The sequence below is a fragment of the Pandoraea commovens genome (assembly GCF_024704525.1).
Lineage (GTDB): Bacteria > Pseudomonadota > Gammaproteobacteria > Burkholderiales > Burkholderiaceae > Pandoraea > Pandoraea commovens.
In genome coordinates this window covers 980,855-1,000,360 of the sequence record NZ_CP102780.1, presented here as the reverse complement: position 1 = coordinate 1,000,360, position 19,506 = coordinate 980,855, and the positions used below count along the sequence as shown (strand labels likewise).

Here is a 19,506-nt window from a genome sequence, read left to right as displayed (position 1 = left end):
GGGGGGTCTCCTCGTTTGGCTAGATGGGCGGATGCCCGTTGGGCTCGCGCCCGTTTATTGAAATCCTGTTATTCGGTAAAACCGGCGATGTTCTGCCGTCGATGCGAGTTGCTACAGTTGCGAGATTCGACGTTGCGTTTGCGGCACGGGCGCCGCTTCAGGCACGCGGCAGCGCGCTCGCCGCGCGGGCCAGACGCGTAATGCCGTCCCAGTCCTTCGCGTCGACCAGCGCCTTGGGCGTGAGCCACGAGCCGCCCACACACACCACGTTCGGCTGCGCCAGATACGACGGTGCCGACTCCGCGCTGATGCCGCCCGTCGGGCAGAAGCGCACCTCGCGGAACGGGCCGTAAAGCGCCTTGAGCATCGGCACACCGCCCGAAGGCTCGGCCGGGAAGAACTTCACCGTCTCGTAACCGTCGGCGAGCGCCGCCAGAATGTCCGAGGGCGTCACCACGCCCGGCAGCAGCGGCAGACCGGCCGCCTTGGCGGCTGCGCCCAGCGCTGGCGTATAACCCGGCGACACGCCGAAGCGCGCACCGGCGGCCACGGCCTGCGCCATTTCTTCGGGACGCGTAAGCGTGCCCACGCCAACGATCAGTTCGTCCGACAGTCCGGCCACATGGCGGATGACGTCCATCGCCGCCGGCGTCCGCAGCGTGATTTCGAGCACGCGCACGCCGCCCGCGAGCAATGCACGCGAGACCTGCTCACCCTGCTCGACGTTATCGAACTGGAGCACCGGAACCACGGGGCCGGCACGAACGATGTCATTGATGTTCATTACGTTTTCCTTGAATGCAGTGACGTAGTGCTCGTCACTCGATGCCGAAGAACACGGAAGCGCCCGTTTCCGCCGCGCCTACGGACGCACGCATGTGCCCGAAGAGCAGACGTCCGGTGTCGTCACCTGACACGTCGACCGGCGCGTTCTCGCGCTCGGCCCACACTTGCGGCGACACTTCGGCGTGCAGCATGCCGGTGTTGGCGTCGAGCACGATCGGATCGCCGTCGCACACGCGTGCCAGCGGACCACCGCCAGCCGCTTCGGGCGACACGTGAATCACCGCAGGCACCTTGCCCGACGCGCCGGACATCCGGCCGTCGGTCACCAGCGCCACGGCAAATCCCTCGTCCTGCAAGACGCCGAGCAGCGGCGTGAGGCGATGCAGCTCGGGCATGCCATTAGCGCGCGGCCCCTGGCCACGCAACACCACGACCACGTCGCGACGCAGCTCGCCTGCGTCGAACGCGGCCTGGACCGCTTCCTGCGAAGTAAATACGCGTGCCGTTGCGGCCACGCGCCGATGTTCCGGCTTGACCGCCGACACCTTGATGACGCCACGTCCCAGATTGCCGTGCATGAGCCGCAATCCGCCATCGGGGGCGAACGGCTCGGCATGGCCGCGCAAGACGTCACGATCACCACTGTAGGCGCTCCCTGCGCGCCACGCCACCCCTTCGGGCGACAACCACGGCTCGGCGCGGTAGCGCGAGAGGCCCGGACCGGCGACGGTCTTCACGTCGTCGTGCAACAGGCCCGCGTCGAGCAGCTCGCCGATCAGGAAGCCCATGCCGCCCGCGGCGTGGAAATGGTTCACGTCGGCTTTGCCGTTCGGATAGACGCGCGCCATGAGCGGCACGACGGCCGACAGCGCGTCGAAATCGTCCCAGTCGATGATGATGCCCGCCGCACGAGCCATCGCCACGAGGTGCAGCGTGTGATTGGTCGAGCCGCCCGTGGCCAGCAGGCCGACGATGCCGTTGACGACAGCACGCTCGTCGACCACATGGCCGACGGGGGTGTATTCGGGGGTGTCTGCGCCGATGGCCAGCACGCGCGCGAGCGCCGCGTCGGTGAGCGCATCGCGCAGGGGCGTGTGCGGGTGCACGAAGGCTGCGCCCGGCAGATGCAGACCCATGATTTCCATGAGCAACTGATTGCTGTTGGCCGTGCCGTAGAACGTGCACGTGCCCGCACCGTGATACGCCTGCGATTCGGCTTCGAGCAGCGCGTCGCGGCCCACTTTGCCGGTGGCGTACAACTGGCGGATCTTGGCCTTCTCGTCGTTCGATAAACCGCTCGCCATCGGGCCAGCGGGCACGAAGATCGTCGGCAGATGCCCGAACTGCAAGGCGCCGATCACGAGACCCGGCACGATCTTGTCGCACACGCCAAGCATCAGCGCGGCGTCGAACATGTTGTGCGACAGGGCGACGGCCGTGCTCATGGCGATGATTTCGCGCGAGAACAGCGATAGCTCCATGCCCGCATTGCCTTGCGTGACGCCGTCGCACATGGCGGGCACGCCGCCTGCGACCTGCGCCGTTGCGCCCAGCTTGCGGGCCGCCTCACGCAGACGCGCCGGGTATTGCTCGTACGGCTGATGCGCCGAGAGCATGTCGTTGTACGCCGTGACGATGCCCACGTTCGGGCGACGCTGCTCGCGCAGGATCAGCTTGTCGTTGGCAGGCATGGCCGCGAAACCGTGCGCCAGGTTCGCGCAGGACAGCGCGCCGCGCTGCGGAAAGCGACCGGCGCTCGCGTCGATGCGGGCCAGATACGCTGCGCGCGTGTCGCGGCTACGCGCTGCAATTCGCGCAGTGACGGCCATTACGGTCGGGTGCAGGGGCTTCTTTTGCTCGGACATCATGTCGTAGGACTGGACTCGCGATGCACCTGGGGCAGGTGCGATTGGGAGCGGAGTTTAGTAGAAATTCTACATCTCATCAATCCAAAGCCATCGACAGTCAGGGTTTTACCCAGTCATATCCAATACTTACGCCATATTTTGCCGGATTAAGAAACCTCACTCCATAATGTAAAATGTCGTATTTTTGTAGTTTTTGTACATTTCATTCATGATTTCCGCGTCCGCACCCTCAACCCCGGCGCGGTGCCACGCGGTGTGCGGGTGCTATAGTGAGCGCCGTCCCTTGCCGCACGTCTGCTTTAGTTGCTGCCTGCCATGCTTAACCGAATCGAAGCCACGCTGACCCAATTGCGCCCATCCGAGCGCAAGCTCGCGACCTATGTGCTGGACGCCCCGCGCGAAGTCGTCGATCTCTCGATGAACGAACTCGCCGAGCGCGCCAACGTCAGCCAGCCGACGATTGCCCGCTTCTGTCAGGCGGTGGGATGCAGCGGCTATCGCGAATTCAAGATCCGTCTGGCGCAGGGCATTGCGCAGGGCGTGCCGTTCGTGCACCGCGACGTGCGTCCGGACGAGCCGGTGCCGGGCATCGCCAGCAAAGTGCTCGACCGCACCATCGGCAGCCTGATGCAGGTGCGCAACAATCTCTCACCCGACAGCATCGGCCAGGCGATCGAACTGCTCGCGTCGGCACGACGCATCGAGTTCTACGGCGCAGGTGCGTCGGGCATCGCCGCGCAGGACATGCAGCACAAGTTCTTCCGCCTCGGCGTACCCGCAGTCGCGTACAGCGATCCGCATGTGTATGGCATGTCGGCGGCACTCCTCAAGGAGGGGGACGTTGTTGTGGCGATCTCGAATACGGGACGCACGCAGGATCTGCTCGAAGCCACACAACTGGCGCGCACGGCGGGCGCGAGCGTGATCGCCATCACGCACAGTAATTCGCCATTGGCGCGGCAGGCCAGCGTGGCGCTGTTCGCCGACGTCGACGAAGACACCGACGTGTATTCGCCGCTGACCTCGCGCATCGCCCATCTCGCCATCGGCGACGTGCTCGCGGTCGGCATGGCGTTGCGTCTCGGGGATCGGCTGCCATCGCAACTGGCACGAGCCAAGGAAGTCATCAACCGGCGACGCACGGCGAACGACGGCAAGTAACCGGATCCGGTGCACCTCAAATGCACCGTACACCGTCAACGAAAAAAGGGGCGAAGCGCCATGACAGCGCTTCGCCCCTTCTCGCTTCTCCACGCAATGTTCCGCGCGTGAAGGCCCGGCTTACGGATTCACCACGTTTTGCAGTGGCTTGCCCGTCAGCGCAGCGATCAGATTGTCGGCAGCGCACGACGCCATCGCGTGACGCGTCTCGTGCGTGGCCGAGCCGATATGCGGCAACGCCACCACGTGCTTCATCTTCAGCAGCGGCGAATCGACCGATACCGGCTCACGTTCGAAGACATCGAGACCGGCAGCACGCAGATGTCCGGAGGCCAGCGCGTCGACCAGCGCGGCTTCGTCGATCACCTTGCCACGCGCCGCGTTGATGAAGATCGCACCGCGCTTCATCTGCGCGAATTCCTTCGCACCGATCAGACGCTCCGTGGCGGGCGACAGCGGCACCAGCGTCACGACGAAATCGGATTGCGCGAGCAGTTCGGGCAACGTGCGATGCTCCGCGCCGTAGGCCTTCTCCGCCGCTTCGTTGCGCGAGCGGTTGCTGTACAGCACCTTCATGCCGAAGCCGAGGGCGGCGCGGCGCGCCACTGCGCCACCGATGCGTCCCATGCCGACGATGCCCAGCGTCTTGCCTTGCACATCGGTGCCGAAGTGCTCCTCGCCGAGGCTCGCCTTCCAGCCGCCAGCCTTCACCAGTTCGGCCAGTTCGACCACGCGACGCGCACTCGACAACACCAGCGCGAAGACGGTATCGGCGGTGGTTTCCGTCAGCACGTCGGGCGTGTTCATCAGCTTGATGCCACGACGCGTGAGGTCGGGCACATCGAACTGGTCGTAGCCCACAGAGATCGTGGCCCACGCCTTGAGCTTCGATGCGCCGTCGAGCAGCGCGGGCGTCGCGTTCACGCCGACACCGATGGCACCGTCCGCACGGCTGAGCGCCGTCGCGAACTCGGCACGGTTGCCGTCGTTCACGCCGTCGAATTCAGTGAGCGAGAAATGCTCGGCCAATCGTGCACGCACATCAGGCGGCACGCTCTTGTACAACACAACTTCCGGACGACTCATGCTTCACTCCTGGGGGTTGCCGCCACCGGCATCCCCGGCAGCGCGCGAGAGATTCTGCGACAGACTCAGCGCTTTGCGCTGGCCTCGGCGAAGGCGCGTTCGAGGAAGTCGAGGCGGTCCTGGCCCCAATACGGCTGGCCTTCGAAGACGAACCACGGCGCACCGTACACGCCCGCGGCGGCCGCGTCGTCGGTGTTGGCGTCGTAGGCTGCCTGCACGCTTGCGCCATGCGACGCGGCGAGCAGCGACTTGCCGTCGAGCGACAGGCTATCGGCGAGCGCCTGCAGCGTGGCATCGTCGGCAATGTTGCGCTCTTCGACCCACAACGCATTCGACACCACGCCGACGAGTTCCAGCGCCTTGTCGGTGCCGTGCGCGAGCTGCGTTGCGATCACAAGCTTTGCCGCCGGATCGCCCGAGACGGGGAAGAACTTCGGTTCGAGGTTCAGTGGCAGGCCGAGATACTTCGACCAGCGCGCCAGTTCCACCAGACGATACGCCTGACGCTGCGGCGCGCGCTTGGCGAGCGGCAGACCGCCCGAACCGCTGAAGACACGCCCGAGGTCCATCGGCTTGAGCTGGATCTGCACACCGTAGCGGCGCGCCAGCTCGACGAAACGGGCGTGCCCCATGTAGACATAGGGCGACTGCGTCGCCAGAAAATACTCACAAGTCAGACTCACGGCAAAACTCCTCTTGCTATCGGTAGGGGGCGCCTATGACTGGCGCTGTTGATGCATGACGTGTTCGATGTGTGTTGTGCAGGCGACGGTCGCAGGCGTTGTCAGAACGGTTTGACGACCACAAGAATCACCGCGCCGAGCAGCCCCAGCACCGGAATCTCGTTGAAGTAGCGATACCAGCGATGCGAGCGCGTGTTGCGCCCGGTTTCGAACTTGCGCAGCAGACGGCCGCACGCATGGTGGTAGCCGAGCAGCAGCACCACGATCAGCAGCTTGGCGTGCAGCCAGCCACCGTAGCGGCCGATGCCGTAGTACAACCAGAGGATCAGTCCGAAAGCGAGCGCCGGGACGGCGAGAATCGTCATGAAGCGATAGAGCTTGCGCGCCATGAGCAGCAGACGTTGCGTGGCGGCCGGATCGCTCTCCATCGCAAGGTTGACGAAAATGCGCGGCAGATAGAACAGACCGGCAAACCACGAAGCGACGAAAACGATGTGAAGCGCTTTGATCCAGAGCATCGGGGACAAGCGGCCCGCCAGCAGGCCGTCGAATATTTTGAACAGCAAGCAATGTACAACAATCCGCCGTATCGCGATGCGCAGCGCCACCCGCCAACGGGTGCCGGGCCTGCGGCAAATCGACGCGATGCATTCGACTCGATGCCGCCGGGCTGTGCCAGAATACGGACCATATTGGCTTTTTTGCCTCACATCGGCGTAGCACGCCGGTCATCGGCCCCCGCATGAGAATTCTTGGTATCGACCCCGGCCTGCGCGTCACCGGCTTCGGCGTGCTCGAAAAGCACGGCAACCGTCTGCAATATGTGACAAGCGGCGTCATCCGTACCGGCGAAGGCACCCTGCCCGCCCGGCTGCGCATCATCTTCGAGAGCGTGGCCGAACTGGTCGACACCTACCGGCCCGATCAGGCCGCCATCGAAAAGGTGTTCGTCAACGTCAACCCGCAATCCACACTGCTGCTCGGTCAGGCGCGTGGTGCGGCCATCACGGCACTGTCCGTCGGCGGGCTCGAAGTCTTCGAATACACCCCGATGCAACTGAAACAGGCGGTCGTCGGCTATGGACGCGCGCGCAAGGAGCAGGTGCAGGAGATGGTCACCCGTTTGCTGACCCTCACCGGCACGCCGGGCAAGGACGCCTCCGACGCGCTGGGCGTCGCCATCTGCCACGCGCACAGCGGCGAAACCTACGCGGCGCTCACCGAAGTCGCGCCCGCGCTGGCCGCCAAGGGCCTGCGTGTGAAACGCGGTCGACTGGTGGGCTAAAGGGTGGCCCAAAGGGTGGGCTAAGGGCGGACGTCCGAAGCGCTACAATGCATCCATGATCGAAACCGACAAACTCGCCGCCGAGCGCATCATTGCGCCCACGCCGGCCTCGCCCAACGAAGAAGCCTTCGAGCGCGCACTGCGCCCCAAGCTGCTCGACGAATACGTCGGTCAGCGCAAGGTACGCGAACAGCTCGAAATCTTCATCGAGGCGGCCCGCAAGCGCTCGGAACCGCTCGACCACGTGCTGCTCTTCGGCCCGCCGGGTCTGGGCAAGACCACGCTCGCCCACATCATCGCCCGCGAAATGGGCGTGCATCTGCGTCAGACGTCGGGGCCGGTGCTGGAGCGTCCGGGCGATCTCGCCGCGCTGCTGACCAATCTCGAAGCCAACGACGTACTGTTCATCGACGAAATTCACCGGCTCTCGCCGGTCGTCGAGGAAATTCTGTACCCGGCGCTGGAGGACTACCAGATCGACATCATGATCGGCGAAGGTCCGGCGGCGCGCAGCGTCAAGCTCGATCTCCAGCCGTTCACGCTCGTGGGCGCGACGACCCGCGCCGGCATGCTGACGAACCCGCTGCGAGATCGCTTCGGAATCGTGGCGCGTCTGGAGTTCTATACGGCAGACGAACTGGCGGGCATCGTGCGCCGCTCGGCGAGCCTGCTCGGCGCAGTGATCGCCGACGACGGCGCCTTTGAGATCGCACGCCGCGCACGCGGCACGCCCCGTATCGCCAACCGTTTGCTGCGCCGTGTGCGCGACTACGCCGAAGTGAAGGCCGACGGTCGCATCACCGCCGCCGTGGCCGACGCCGCACTATCGATGCTCGACGTCGATGCGGTCGGCTTCGACGTGATGGACCGCAAGCTACTCGAAGCGGTGCTCCACAAGTTCGACGGCGGCCCGGTCGGCGTCGACAACCTTGCCGCCGCCATCGGCGAAGAGCGCGACACCATCGAAGACGTGATCGAGCCGTTCCTGATCCAGCAGGGCTTCCTGCAACGTACGCCGCGCGGTCGCGTCGCCACGCTCGCCGCTTACCGTCACTTCGGGCTGGCAGCGCCCGGCAGCGCACCGGAAAGCGGTTCGCTCTGGTCGCCGGACGCGACGGGCAAGTAGCGCCCACAGCGACCTTATGGCGACGATACGTCGCAGGTCCGGCGAATCCCTCTGTCGGACAATCGACGTTCACGCTCCCCCCAAGGCACGACATGGCCTCCCACGACGATCTGCCCACCCCGCCCCCGGCAACGCCCCTGCGGCCCGCCGGACCGGTCGTGGGTGTGTCGGGGCGATTGCGGCACGCCATCGCCATGCGGCTCGTGAGCCTGACGTCCGGCCCCGGTGCCCCGCGCCTGAATTACGACACGCCTGATGGCGACCCGGGCCTGTTCGGTCCGGACGCCGCCTGCTGGCACGTCCACGGCGATTTCACTTCGATGATGATTGGCGGCGTAAGCGCGCTGCTGCTGCAATCGCTGCATCCGCTGGCGATGGCCGGTGTCTGGGACCACTCGACTTTCCGGCAGGACGTGATGGGCCGTCTGCGCCGCACCGCGACGTTCATCGGCGGCACAACCTTCGGCAACACGGCCGACGCCGAAGCGCTGCTCGAACGCGTGCGACGCATCCATCTCCAAGTCAAAGGCACGGCCCCCGATGGGCGGCCGTACGCCGCTTACGATCCCGATCTGCTGACGTGGGTGCACGTGGCCGAGACGTCGAGCTTTCTGCGCAGCTATCTCGTCTACAAGAACCCCGCGTTCTCGCTTGACGATCAGGATCGCTATTACGCAGAAGTTGCTCGCATTGCCATTGCGTTGGGTGCGCGCGATGTGCCGACGAGCGTCGCGCAGATCGACGACTATCTCGCGGCGATGCGCCCCACGCTCAGCGCAAGCGACCGCACGGAAGAAGTCGTGCGCGTGTTGCGCAACCTGCCCGCACCATTTGCTGGCGCGCGGGTATTCAGTGGACTGCTGTTCCGAGCGGGGGTCGATCTGCTGCCGGACTGGTCGCAAACGATGCTCGGCTTCGATGAAAAGGCGACGATTCGCCGCCTTACCGTGCGCCCTGCTGTGCGCCACATGGCACAGGTCGCACGCTGGTCGATGCGCAACAGCGTGGCGCATCGGGCGCGTCGTCGGGCACTGGCGACACCAGCGGTGGAGGTGACTGCGCCGTCGCTGGAGCGCTAGACGCGCGCTCTGTTACACCACACGCGGATCGACGCGGTCGCCTGCGGCATCGGCAGGCTTGTCGTTACTCTCGTCGCGCACGGCGTCGTCCAGATGCGTGACGTCGCCCCAACTCAGCACTTTCCAATGCGCCCCGTCGTACGACAGACGGTTCACGCTGGCATTGAGCAACGGGTACGACCGCGGCTCGGTCAGGGCCAGCCCCGTCGCGAGCCGGTAGCAGCAATCGAGCACGCCACCATGCGCTACAAGCACCACGCGCTGGCCCGCGTAATCACGCAGGACCCGCGCGATGAAACCGGTGATGCGCGTATAGAAGCCACGCGTCGACTCGCCGCCAGGAATCACGAAGTCCGGATCGCGGCTCTGCCAACGCACGTAGTCCTGCGGAAAGTCCGCCTGAATTTCATCGGGCACACGCGTCTCGAAAGCGCCATAGTGGCGCTCCCGAAGACTCGCTGTGCGCACCAGCGGCAATCCGCATGCCTGCGCAACAGGCTCCGCCGTCTGCACCGCGCGCTGCAAATCGCTCGTCAGCACGTGATCGAACACACTACCGCTCACTGCCATTTCACGTGCAATACGCGCCCCCAACAACACGGCCTGATGCTCGCCCTCCGCCGACAGCGGAATGTCCGTGTGCCCCTGAATCCGTTTGACGCGGTTCCAGTCGGTCTCGCCGTGGCGAATCAGGGTCAGGGTCGTGGTCGTGCCGTTCATCGATGCAATTGCGTGTTCAGGTTAAGCGGAGTGCTGGGCGAGCCGTGAAGCAGGTGGTGAGCAGACGTGACGTCCTTACTTCGCCTTCGAATTGAGCGTGTAGGTGCCGGTCACGCTGGCGCTGCCCAAAACATGCGGCTTGATCGCGGCGAGCACGTCGTTGCCGTCGAAGCGGCCGTCGAGCGGCACACGAGCAACGTCGAGCGCGTACACGGTGAAGTGATAGTGGTGGACGATCGTGTCATTCCACGGCGGGCACGGGCCGTCGTAGCCGTAGTAATCGCCCTTCATGGTGTCGTCACCGGCAAACCACGCGGTGTAGTCGTTCACCCCATGACGCATGCCGTCGAGCGCATCGGGGCCGAACTTGCCGCGCGGCGTGACGTGATTGCTGTGGCTGGCCGCCGGGATTTCTCCGGTCGACGCGGGGACGTCCACGAGCACCCAGTGGAAGAAGTCGACGCGCGGCAGATCGGCCGGGACTTCACGACCTTCCTTGTTGACGTCGTCACCCTGGCTCGGCACATCGCTGTCGGTGCAGATCACGACAAACGAGCGCGTACCGGCGGGGACATCGGACCAGGCGAGATGCGGGTTCTTGTTCTGCGAGAGCGCAACGTGCGTCTCCGCGTCCGGTTTGCCAAAGGCGAACTGTGCATCCATCGCCGCATTGTCGGCAAACGAGTCACTCCAGACTTTCATCAGATTCTCCCAAGCTGTGAATTCTTGAATTCGCGAATTCGGAACCCAAGGACGGTATCACACCGATGCGAATCGCGTGCACTCACCCCGGCGCTTCCGAACGATTCCAGACAATTCCGAGCGATTTTCGGGATAACAGGAGGGGCGGCACCAGACTGCGCCGGAGCGCTTCAGGCCGCTTCAGGCTGCTTCAAGCCGCTTCCGGCCGCGTCTGCAACCAGAACGTGACGGGACCGTCGTTCACGAGCGAGACACGCATATGCGCCCCGAACTCGCCGGTTTCCACGATGGGATGGCGTGCACGCGCCTGCGTCACGAAGTAATCGAACAGACGCTTACCGTCTGCCGGGCTGGCCGCGGGCGTGAAGCTCGGGCGCGTGCCGCTGTTCGTATCGGCCGCGAGCGTGAATTGCGAGACGAGGAGCAAGCCACCGACACGAACGGCGGCACCGTTGCCGTCAGGATTACCGTCGAGATTCGAGACACTGCGGTTCATCTTGCCCGCCTCGTCCGAGAACACGCGGTAGCCGAGCAACTTCGCGAGCAGCTTGTCGGCGCTCGCCTCGGTGTCGCCGCGCTCGGCGCATACCAGCGCGAGCAACCCCGGACCGATCGCGCCGACGGTGCGGCCGTCGACCGTCACCGCCGCTTCGAGCACACGCTGAATGAGCGCGATCATCGTCGCTTGCCTTGCAAAGGGACGCCGACGCTCAGGCGAGCGTCACGCGTGCAAAGCGGCGCTTGCCGACCTGCACGACGTAAGTCCCTGCGTCGATCTTCGCGCCCTTGTCGGACACCACTTCGCCATCGATGCGCACGCCGCCCTGCTCGATGTTGCGGTTGGCTTCCGACGTCGACGGCACGAGCGCAGCCTGCTTGAGCAGTTGCGCGATACCCAGCGGGGCGCCATCGAGGGAAACTTCCGGAATGTCGTCCGGCACGGCGCCCTTGGCGCGTGCGTTGAACTCTTCGAGCGCACGTTCGGCGTCGGCCTGCGAATGGAAGCGCGCCACGATCTCCTGCGCGAGCAGCACCTTCACGTCGCGCGGGTTACGGCCTTCCTCGATGTCGCGGCGCAGTTGCGCAATCTCTTCGAGCGTGCGGAACGACAGCAGCTCGTAGTAACGCCACATGAGCGTGTCGGAGATGCTCATCAGCTTGCCGAACATGTCGCTCGGCTTCTCGCTGATACCGATGTAGTTGTTCTTGGACTTCGACATCTTCTCGACGCCGTCCAGCCCTTCGAGCAACGGCATCGTGAGAATGCACTGCGGCTCCTGACCGTATTGCTTCTGCAATTCGCGGCCCACGAGCAGGTTGAACTTCTGGTCCGTGCCACCAAGCTCCAGATCGGACTCCAGCGCCACCGAGTCATAGCCCTGCATCAGCGGGTAGAGGAATTCGTGGATGGCGATCGGCACGCCGCCCTGGAAGCGCTTCGTGAAGTCCTCACGCTCAAGCATGCGCGCCATCGTGTAGCGCGACGCGAGCTTGATCATGCCGTCGGCGCCCAGCTTCATCGACCATTCGCTGTTGTAGCGGATTTCGGTCTTGTCGCGGTCGAGCACGAGCGCGGCCTGCTCGAAATAGGTCTTCGCGTTCGTTTCGATCTGTTCGCGCGTGAGCGGCGGACGCGTGCTGTTGCGGCCCGACGGATCGCCGATCAGCGAGGTGAAATCGCCGATCAGGAAAATGACGGTATGCCCCAGATCCTGCAACTGACGCATCTTGTTGAGCACCACCGTGTGGCCGATGTGAATGTCGGGCGCGGTCGGATCGAGACCCAGCTTGATGCGCAGCGGCTTGCCGGTGGCTTCGCTGCGCGCGAGCTTCTGCAGGAACTCCTCTTCCACGAGGAGTTCGTCGCAGCCGCGCTTGGCGACGGCCAGCGCAGCGCGCGCGGCATCGGTCACGGGGTACTTCTTTTCCGAGGTGAGTGCGTGTTCACTTGTCATAACATCATTGTCCAGACTGGGTCGGGGGTTTCCCCTTATCCAGGCAGTAAAGGCGGAGGCAGCGGCGGGTCTGCTATAATCGCCGCTCAATTCTCGGCTCGGGCCGAAGCGACGCCGGGTTGCCCCGGATATTCCGACAGGCAATCTCGAAGCGTGTCGCTCCGCCCGGGCTTTTTTCGTAAGTTGCGCAGAATTTTACGTGATGTGGCCAAAACTCCGTGATTTTTTTGCGCGTGAACTGCTGACCCTGATCGATCCCACGCAGCCGAAGCACCGTCGCAGAAAGGTGCAAATCGTGGCGACGGTCGGTTCGGCCCTGACGTTGGGAATGGTGACCGCTTTCGGCGTGGCACCGATGGTGCCGGATTCGGCACGCAACGGTGCGAGCGTGACTCTGCCGCTCACCTTCCCCGATCTGGCCAAACAAATCCAGCAGCTCGACGCGCAATCCCAGACCTTTATCCATCAAGTGGCGCTGCGGCGCGGCGAAACCCTCGGCGACATGCTCTCCCGGCTGTCGATTCAGGATCCCGCCGCCGAGAAGTTCATTCGCGAGAATGCCGTCGCCCGTCGCCTGATCGGCGTGCCCGCCGGGCAAGTGGTTCAGGCCGAAACCGATGACGACGGCAAGCTCGTCACGCTCTCCACCGTCCTGTCGACCGGCAGCACCGCCGCACAGCAACTGGTGATCGAGCGTAACGACGCAGGCCGTTTGCGCGCGCGCATGGAGCAGTTGGCGAACGACACCGAATGGGCCATGCGCTCAGGTGCGATCGCGGGCAACTTCTTCACCGCGATGGACGACGCGGGTGTGCCCGACGCCGTCGTCGCGCAAATGGTGAACATCTTCTCCGGCGTAATCAACTTCCAGCGCGACGTGCGCCGTGGCGACCGTTTCCGCCTCGTGTACGAGGTGATCAAGCAGCAGGATCGCACCGTTCGCACCGGGCGCGTGCTCGCCATCGAGTTCATCAATCAGGGCAAGACGCACCAGGCCATCTGGTACGCCGATCCGCAGGGCAACTCGCCCGACGGTGCGTACTACGGCTTCGACGGCCGCAACCTGAAGCAAGCCTTCCTGCGCACGCCGGTCGAGTTCTCGCGGATTTCGTCGGCTTTCGGCGGTCGCGAGCATCCGTTCCAGCACAAGTGGAAGAAGCACGAAGGCGTGGATCTGGCCGCTCCGGTCGGCACGCGCGTGTTCGCTGCGGGTGACGGCGTCGTGAAGTTCGTCGGCACGCAAAACGGTTACGGCAATCTGGTCGAAATCGAGCACGCGGGCAACTATCAGACGCGCTACGCCCATCTCTCCGGCTTCGGTCAGGGGATGAAGCCCGGCACGCGCGTGACGCAAGGTCAGGTCATCGGCTTCGTCGGTCAGACGGGCTGGGCGACCGGCCCGCACCTGCATTACGAACTGCGCCTCAACGGTGTGCCGCGTAATCCGTTCTCAACGGATGTCGCCGCCGTCGCCCCGCTCGCGGGCAACCGCCTGAAGCTGTTCGACATGTACGCCGAGAACCTGCTCAAGCGCATCGATCTGATGCGCACCGTGCAAGTCGCCGAACGCGATTGAGGTATGCTGGAGTCCGCACTGTGCGGGGTGACGTCTGATCCATCGACGCGCCGTGCGCAGTGCCGGACTTCCTTCTCAAGCTCATCGCACGCGCGCGCCCGCACATGAACGACATCGCTCGTCACCTGGCCGATCCGGCCACCGCCTCCCTCGCTGCCTCCACCAAGTCCGCCTGCTACATCGGCCTGATGTCCGGCACCAGTCTGGATGGCGTCGACGGTGTGCTCGTCTCGTCTGCCGACGGGCAAGTGCTCGCGGAAGCCTATTTGCCATTCCCGCACGATCTGCGTGAGACGCTGATGGTGCTGCAAGCGCCCTCGGACAACGAACTGCATCGCGAAGCGCTTGCGGCGAATGCACTGGTGCGGGTGTATGCCGAGTGCGTGACGCAGTTGCTCGCCGCGGCAGGCTTGCCCACGTCTGCGGTATCCGCCATCGGCGCGCACGGGCAGACGATCCGGCATCGCCCCGGCGAATTCGACGGCATCGGCTACACGCGCCAGCTCAACGCCCCCGCATTGCTTGCCGAACTGACGAACATCGACGTGGTAGCCGACATTCGCAGCCGCGACGTGGCGGCAGGCGGCCAGGGTGCGCCGCTCGTGCCCGCCTATCATCAGGCGATGTTTTCGGATGCTGCCGAGACGCGCGTCGTGTGCAATCTCGGCGGCATCAGCAATGTGACCATTCTGCCCGCCGCCGCGCTGGGCCAACTGGTGTCCGGTTTCGATTGCGGTCCGGGCAATGCGCTGCTCGACGGCTGGGCGGCACGCCATCTCGGTAAGTCCTACGACGACGGTGGTGCATGGGGCGCGACGGGCCGTGTCGACCCCGCCCTGCTCGCCGCGCTGCTTAGCGAGCCCTACTTCCGTCAGACGCCGCCGAAGAGCACCGGACGCGACCTCTTCCATGCGAAATGGCTCGACGACCACCTTGCCGCTTTCCCGAAAGTGTCGCCGGTCGATGTTCAGGCGACGCTCGTCGCACTGACGGCGCAATGCGTTGCAGACGACGTGCTGCGCTTCGCCCCCGACTGCCGGGGGTTCTATGCCTGCGGCGGCGGCACGCGCAACCGTGCACTCATGCAGGCCATTGCCGATCGTCTGCCGGGTGTGACGGTAGCGACGACCGACGCGCTTGGCGTTCCGCCGCATCAGGTCGAAGCCCGCGCATTCGCATGGCTGGCCGAGCGCTGCGTGACGCGTCAGCCGGGCAATCTGCCGTCCGTCACAGGTGCGAAGGGCCTGCGCATTCTGGGTGCGATCTACCCGCGCTGAGATTTATCGACGGTATCTGCAACGCTCGCGACCTGATCGTGACGTAAACGAGAAAAGGGCCCTTCCGGGCCCTTTCTCTTACTACGGCAGGACGACTTCTGTCGCGTCGCTCAGACCGAGAACGAGGAACCGCAGCCACACGTGGTGGATGCGTTCGGGTTCTTGATCACGAACTGCGCGCCGTTGATGTCTTCCTTGTAGTCAATCTCGGCGCCGACGAGGTATTGATAGCTCATCGAGTCGATCAGCAGCGATACGCCGTTCTTGTCGAGCACGGTGTCGTCTTCGTTAACATCTTCGTCGAAGGTGAAACCATACTGGAAGCCCGAGCACCCGCCACCTTGCACGAAAACGCGCAGTTTCAGGTCCGGGTTGCCTTCTTCGTCGATCAGTTGCTTGACCTTGTCCGCAGCGCTGTCGGTAAAGACCAGGAATGCGGGCATTTCCGTGACGGCGTCCTCAAGCAGTGCGCTCATCGCAAATCTCCATAAATCGGTTTGGTGTCATTCTAGCCCTATTCCCCAAATCGTGCCGAACGCCGGAAAATCAAGCGCTTAGTGACGATAAATACCGTTACGGCAGTACGGGAATATGGGTCAGGCCCATGTTCTCGGGCAGGCCGAACATCAGGTTCATACACTGCACGCCCTGACCGGACGCGCCCTTGACCAGATTGTCCTCGACAACGAGGATCACCAGCGTGTCGCCATCGTTCGGACGGTGCACGGCCATGCGCACATAGTTCGACGCACGCACCCAGCGCGTTTCCGGCATCGAGCCTGCCGGCAGCACGTCCACAAACGGCTCCCCGGCGTAATACGTTTCAAACAGCGCCTGGAAGTCGGTGTCGCGCGCTTCAGGCAGGATCGTCGCGTACAGGGTCGAATGGATGCCACGAATCGTCGGCAACAGATGCGGCACGAACGTCAGACCCACGTCGTAACCGGCAATCGCCTCGAGACCCTGCTTGATTTCCGGGTGGTGACGGTGACCCTTCACGCCATAAGCCTTGAAGTTGTCAGCCGTTTCCGCGAGGATGAGCGACGTTTCGCCCTTACGACCCGCACCGCTCGCGCCCGACTTGGCGTCGGCGATCAGATGTTTCGGGTCGACCAGCTTGCGGCCACCCGCGAACAGCGGCGCGTAGCCCAGCTGCACGGACGTCGGATAGCAGCCCGGCAAGCCGATCACGCGCGCGCTCTTGATCTTGTCGCGGTTGATCTCGGGCAGGCCGTAGACGGCTTCTTCGAGGATGTCCGGGCACGAATGCGGCATGCCGTACCACTTTTCGAACGTGGCGGTGTCCTTCAGACGGAAGTCCGCTGCCAGATCGATCACGCGTACCCCGGCGGCCAGCAACTCGCGCGCCTGCGCCATCGCCACACCGTGCGGCGTCGCAAAGAACACCACATCGCAATCCGTCAGACGTGCGTCGTCAGGCGTGCAAAATGCCAGGTCGACACGGCCTCGCAGGTTCGGATACATATCGGCGACTGGCGTACCCGCTTCCTTGCGCGAGGTAATCGCCGTCAACTTCACTTCCGGGTGCTGCGCCAGCAAACGGAGCAGCTCCACACCGGTATAGCCGGTGCCGCCTACGATACCTACCTTGACCATGTCCTACCCCTTTCAATCGGAACCGCGATTCTATCAAGCTTCGACGACACTTGTGGGACGGTAACGCCTCCCGCGTCTCACGCGTCGCCAAAAGAAAAAGGCCGCGCGAGGCGGCCTTTCCTTGCATCCACCGAAGCGGATGCCCACAAGCACTCGTGGCGATTAACGCTTCGAGAATTGCTTGCGACGGCGGGCTTTGTGGAAGCCAACCTTCTTACGTTCGACTTCACGGGCATCGCGCGTAACGAAGCCTGCGGTCGACAGCGTCGGCTTGAGCGTCGCGTCGTAGTCGATCAGTGCGCGGGTGATACCGTGACGAACCGCACCAGCCTGACCCGTTTCACCACCGCCCGAGACGTTGACTTTGATGTCGAACGTTGCGCCGTGGTTGGTCAGCTCGAGCGGCTGACGAACGATCATCAGCGACGTTTCACGAGCAAAGTACTCTTTGATCGGCTTGCCATTGACGATGATATCGCCCTTGCCAGCCTTGATGAACACACGAGCCACTGCGCTCTTGCGACGGCCGGTGCCGTAATTCCAATCGTTTTTGAACATGGCTGGCCCTTAGATCTCGAGCGACTTCGGTTGCTGCGCTTCGTGCGGATGGTTGCCGTCGGCGTAAACCTTCAGCTTCTTGATCATCGCGTAGCCCAGCGGACCCTTCGGCAGCATGCCCTTCACGGCCTTCTCGAGCGCACGGCCCGGGAAGCGCTCTTGCATCTTGCCGAACGTGGTTTCGTAGATACCGCCCGGGTAACCGGTGTGACGGTAGTACTTCTTGTCAGTTTGCTTTGCGCCCGTAACTTTCAGCTTGGCAGCATTGACGATGATGATGTAATCACCCGTGTCAACGTGCGGCGTAAATTCAGGTTTGTGCTTGCCGCGCAGACGGCGTGCCACTTCGCTGGCGACACGGCCGAGGACTTTGTCCGTCGCGTCAATCACAAACCATTCGCGCGTCACCTCTGCCGGCTTAGCGGAAAACGTCTTCATGATCGATCCAAATAAAATGCGTTTGCCCCATTAACACCAACTTCCTGCTTGTCTGCCGGCCACGTCCTTGCGACGCGAGGTCACATGGCGCAGTCCTGTGCTTGCAGGCTCTCCCTGATGCTTTTTCCGTGGGCATTTCCGGAAAAGCCGTTGATTATACAGAAAAATCGCCCCACCGGTAAACGGCGTTTCCGGCCGACGTTTCCGGCGGCACAAAAAAAAACCCGAACCTCAATGGGTCCGGGTTAAATCCACCAAAGGAGGAGGGTGGAGGAGACACTTGCAGCGTTGCTGTGAAGCACAACAACCAATGACTGAAGTCTAGCAAATGGTATGGTGCAACGCAAGAAAATTTATAGTGCGAAATGCAACACCATAATGTGAAAAGCAAAAGAAATGAGCGATATCACAAAAACTCATTAAAAATCAACTAGATAAAACTTTTCCACATCCCCTGCAGCGTCACCACCTAGAAGGCAAAACCTAAATTTAGGGTTTATCCCCCTCAAAACCCGATCAAAAAAGCGCCAATATTGCGATGCAACAACCTGAGGCGCGATTCGCGGTCACACAGGTTTGAGGCGGCGTCGTACGCAGGTTCTCGGAAGCCGCTACAATTTTTGCTTGAATGGGATATCGGGGTTTCGAAATATGGAATGCAAGGTTAGCTGGATGGGCCCGGGCGGCATGTCCTTCGTCGCACAGACGGGTAGCGGACACATTGTCGCGATGGACGGCGCACCGGAAGGCGGCGGCAACAATCTCGCGCCGCGTCCGATGGAGATGGTGCTGGTCGGCACCGGCGGATGCACGGCGTACGACGTGGTGATGATCCTCAAGAAGAGCCGCGCAGACGTCAAGGATTGCAGCGTGACGCTCAAGGCCGAGCGCGCCAGCGAAGACCCCAAGGTCTTCACGAAGATCCACTTCCACTTCACCGTGACGGGCCGCAATCTGAACCCGAGCGCCGTGGAGCGTGCGGTCACGCTCTCGCACGACAAGTACTGCTCGGCGTCGATCATGCTCGCGAAGACGGCGGAGCTCACGCACAGCGTCGAGATCGTGGAAGGCTGACAGCGACGGTCGCCGTCGGCGCGGCACACATGGCGGTGGCAAGCGCTGAAACACAAAAGGCTCCCGAGGGGAGCCTTTTGCATTGTGTTGGGATGCAGAGCCGGCCGATAAGCCGGATTCTGTGAACGCGACTCGCGCCGCGCCTGACAATCATTCCTCTAGGCGACGCATCACTACGCCGCTCAAGCTTCCTACCCGCAGGCTCCCGGGGGCCCCGTTGCCGGCACACGCACGAGGCGCATGCCGCTCACCTGCCTATTTGGAATTGCTCCGGGTGGAGGTTACCGTGCCGTGTGCGTTGCCGCACGCCGCGGTGCGCTCTTACCGCACCGTTTCACCCTTACCTGATCCCCTGACTTGCGCCAGGGGCCATCGGCGGTCTGTTCTCTGTTGCCCTGTTCCGCGTCTCGCGACGGATGGCCGTTAGCCATCACCCTGCCCTATGGAGTCCGGACTTTCCTCCCCCTCCCCGAAAGGAGGCGGCGATTGTCTGGCCGACTCTGCGGGCCGAAGTG

The 19,506-nt window shown here is 63.6% G+C and carries 20 protein-coding genes and 1 other RNA gene; 7 read left to right on the top strand and 14 right to left on the bottom strand.

All coding sequences use genetic code 11. The features are described from left to right. Positions 1–157: 157 nt before the first annotated feature. Positions 158–784 carry a bifunctional 4-hydroxy-2-oxoglutarate aldolase/2-dehydro-3-deoxy-phosphogluconate aldolase gene (gene eda, locus NTU39_RS04920; protein WP_150666779.1) on the bottom strand — a complete coding sequence of 209 codons (627 nt, stop codon included), beginning with the start codon at positions 782–784 and terminating at the stop codon, positions 158–160. 34 nt (positions 785–818) lie between these two features. Next, a complete protein-coding gene (gene edd / locus NTU39_RS04915) occupies positions 819–2,651 on the bottom strand; it encodes a phosphogluconate dehydratase (protein ID WP_257960041.1) in 1,833 nt (610 codons plus the stop codon). A gap of 318 nt (positions 2,652–2,969) precedes the next feature. On the opposite strand from edd, the gene NTU39_RS04910 reads away from it, so the two are divergent. After that, positions 2,970–3,815 carry a MurR/RpiR family transcriptional regulator gene (locus tag NTU39_RS04910; protein ID WP_039402356.1) on the top strand — a complete coding sequence of 282 codons (846 nt, stop codon included), beginning with the start codon at positions 2,970–2,972 and terminating at the stop codon, positions 3,813–3,815. Positions 3,816–3,935: 120 nt separating this feature from the next. Here the strand turns inward: NTU39_RS04910 and NTU39_RS04905 are convergent, their stop codons facing one another. From NTU39_RS04905 to NTU39_RS04895, 3 genes are all read right to left on the bottom strand, one after another. Then, positions 3,936–4,901: an NAD(P)-dependent oxidoreductase gene (locus NTU39_RS04905; RefSeq protein ID WP_150666781.1), complete on the bottom strand. Its 966-nt coding sequence runs from the start codon at positions 4,899–4,901 to the stop codon at positions 3,936–3,938. A gap of 65 nt (positions 4,902–4,966) precedes the next feature. Continuing rightward, positions 4,967–5,584, bottom strand: coding sequence for a 2-hydroxychromene-2-carboxylate isomerase (locus NTU39_RS04900; protein WP_150666782.1), 618 nt, complete (start codon positions 5,582–5,584; stop codon positions 4,967–4,969). A gap of 101 nt (positions 5,585–5,685) precedes the next feature. Further along, the gene (locus NTU39_RS04895) at positions 5,686–6,102 is read right to left on the bottom strand and encodes a CopD family protein (RefSeq protein WP_150666796.1); all 417 of its coding nucleotides are present in this window, start codon (positions 6,100–6,102) and stop codon (positions 5,686–5,688) included. Between the two features lie 224 nt (positions 6,103–6,326). Here NTU39_RS04895 and ruvC point away from each other — a divergent pair, with 224 nt between their 5' ends. The 3 genes from ruvC to NTU39_RS04880 all read left to right on the top strand — a co-directional run bounded on the left by ruvC (position 6,327) and on the right by NTU39_RS04880 (position 9,074). Beyond that, positions 6,327–6,869 (top strand): crossover junction endodeoxyribonuclease RuvC, encoded by a 543-nt coding sequence (gene ruvC / locus NTU39_RS04890; protein ID WP_150575668.1) that lies wholly within the window; start codon positions 6,327–6,329, stop codon positions 6,867–6,869. Between the two features lie 55 nt (positions 6,870–6,924). Then, entirely contained in the window at positions 6,925–7,995 is a 1,071-nt protein-coding gene (gene ruvB, locus NTU39_RS04885; RefSeq protein ID WP_150575667.1) for a Holliday junction branch migration DNA helicase RuvB, read from the top strand. 92 nt (positions 7,996–8,087) lie between these two features. Continuing rightward, on the top strand, positions 8,088–9,074 hold the full coding sequence (locus NTU39_RS04880) for an oxygenase MpaB family protein (protein ID WP_373275361.1): 987 nt from the start codon (positions 8,088–8,090) through the stop codon (positions 9,072–9,074). Positions 9,075–9,086: 12 nt separating this feature from the next. Here NTU39_RS04880 and NTU39_RS04875 read toward each other — a convergent pair whose 3' ends face one another. The 4 genes from NTU39_RS04875 to tyrS all read right to left on the bottom strand — a co-directional run bounded on the left by NTU39_RS04875 (position 9,087) and on the right by tyrS (position 12,451). After that, positions 9,087–9,794, bottom strand: a complete 708-nt coding sequence (locus NTU39_RS04875; protein ID WP_150666783.1) for a histidine phosphatase family protein — start codon at positions 9,792–9,794, stop codon at positions 9,087–9,089. Between the two features lie 75 nt (positions 9,795–9,869). Beyond that, a complete protein-coding gene (locus NTU39_RS04870) occupies positions 9,870–10,496 on the bottom strand; it encodes a YbhB/YbcL family Raf kinase inhibitor-like protein (protein WP_150666784.1) in 627 nt (208 codons plus the stop codon). Positions 10,497–10,686: 190 nt separating this feature from the next. Next, a complete protein-coding gene (gene dtd / locus NTU39_RS04865; RefSeq protein WP_150666785.1) occupies positions 10,687–11,175 on the bottom strand; it encodes a D-aminoacyl-tRNA deacylase in 489 nt (162 codons plus the stop codon). A 31-nt stretch (positions 11,176–11,206) separates the two neighbouring features. Continuing rightward, positions 11,207–12,451: a tyrosine--tRNA ligase gene (gene tyrS / locus NTU39_RS04860; RefSeq protein WP_150666786.1), complete on the bottom strand. Its 1,245-nt coding sequence runs from the start codon at positions 12,449–12,451 to the stop codon at positions 11,207–11,209. Between the two features lie 202 nt (positions 12,452–12,653). Here tyrS and NTU39_RS04855 point away from each other — a divergent pair, with 202 nt between their 5' ends. Together NTU39_RS04855 and NTU39_RS04850 are read left to right on the top strand one after the other, a co-directional pair. Next, positions 12,654–14,027, top strand: a complete 1,374-nt coding sequence (locus NTU39_RS04855) for a M23 family metallopeptidase (protein WP_150666787.1) — start codon at positions 12,654–12,656, stop codon at positions 14,025–14,027. A gap of 104 nt (positions 14,028–14,131) precedes the next feature. Then, a complete protein-coding gene (locus NTU39_RS04850) occupies positions 14,132–15,304 on the top strand; it encodes an anhydro-N-acetylmuramic acid kinase (RefSeq protein ID WP_257959341.1) in 1,173 nt (390 codons plus the stop codon). A gap of 110 nt (positions 15,305–15,414) precedes the next feature. On the opposite strand, the gene erpA is transcribed toward NTU39_RS04850, so the two are convergent. The 4 genes from erpA to rplM form a co-directional block, all read right to left on the bottom strand. Continuing rightward, entirely contained in the window at positions 15,415–15,780 is a 366-nt protein-coding gene (gene erpA, locus NTU39_RS04845) for an iron-sulfur cluster insertion protein ErpA (RefSeq protein ID WP_039396169.1), read from the bottom strand. Between the two features lie 97 nt (positions 15,781–15,877). Beyond that, the gene (gene argC, locus NTU39_RS04840) at positions 15,878–16,921 is read right to left on the bottom strand and encodes an N-acetyl-gamma-glutamyl-phosphate reductase (protein ID WP_039396165.1); all 1,044 of its coding nucleotides are present in this window, start codon (positions 16,919–16,921) and stop codon (positions 15,878–15,880) included. Between the two features lie 162 nt (positions 16,922–17,083). Further along, positions 17,084–17,479 (bottom strand): 30S ribosomal protein S9, encoded by a 396-nt coding sequence (rpsI, locus tag NTU39_RS04835; protein ID WP_150666790.1) that lies wholly within the window; start codon positions 17,477–17,479, stop codon positions 17,084–17,086. 9 nt (positions 17,480–17,488) lie between these two features. Then, positions 17,489–17,917: a 50S ribosomal protein L13 gene (rplM, locus tag NTU39_RS04830; RefSeq protein ID WP_010805091.1), complete on the bottom strand. Its 429-nt coding sequence runs from the start codon at positions 17,915–17,917 to the stop codon at positions 17,489–17,491. Between the two features lie 651 nt (positions 17,918–18,568). On the opposite strand from rplM, the gene NTU39_RS04825 reads away from it, so the two are divergent. Continuing rightward, positions 18,569–18,991, top strand: a complete 423-nt coding sequence (locus tag NTU39_RS04825; protein ID WP_039396159.1) for an OsmC family protein — start codon at positions 18,569–18,571, stop codon at positions 18,989–18,991. A gap of 92 nt (positions 18,992–19,083) precedes the next feature. On the opposite strand, the gene rnpB is transcribed toward NTU39_RS04825, so the two are convergent. Then, positions 19,084–19,493, bottom strand: an RNA gene (rnpB, locus tag NTU39_RS04820) — RNase P RNA component class A. Between the last annotated feature and the right edge of the window lie 13 nt (positions 19,494–19,506).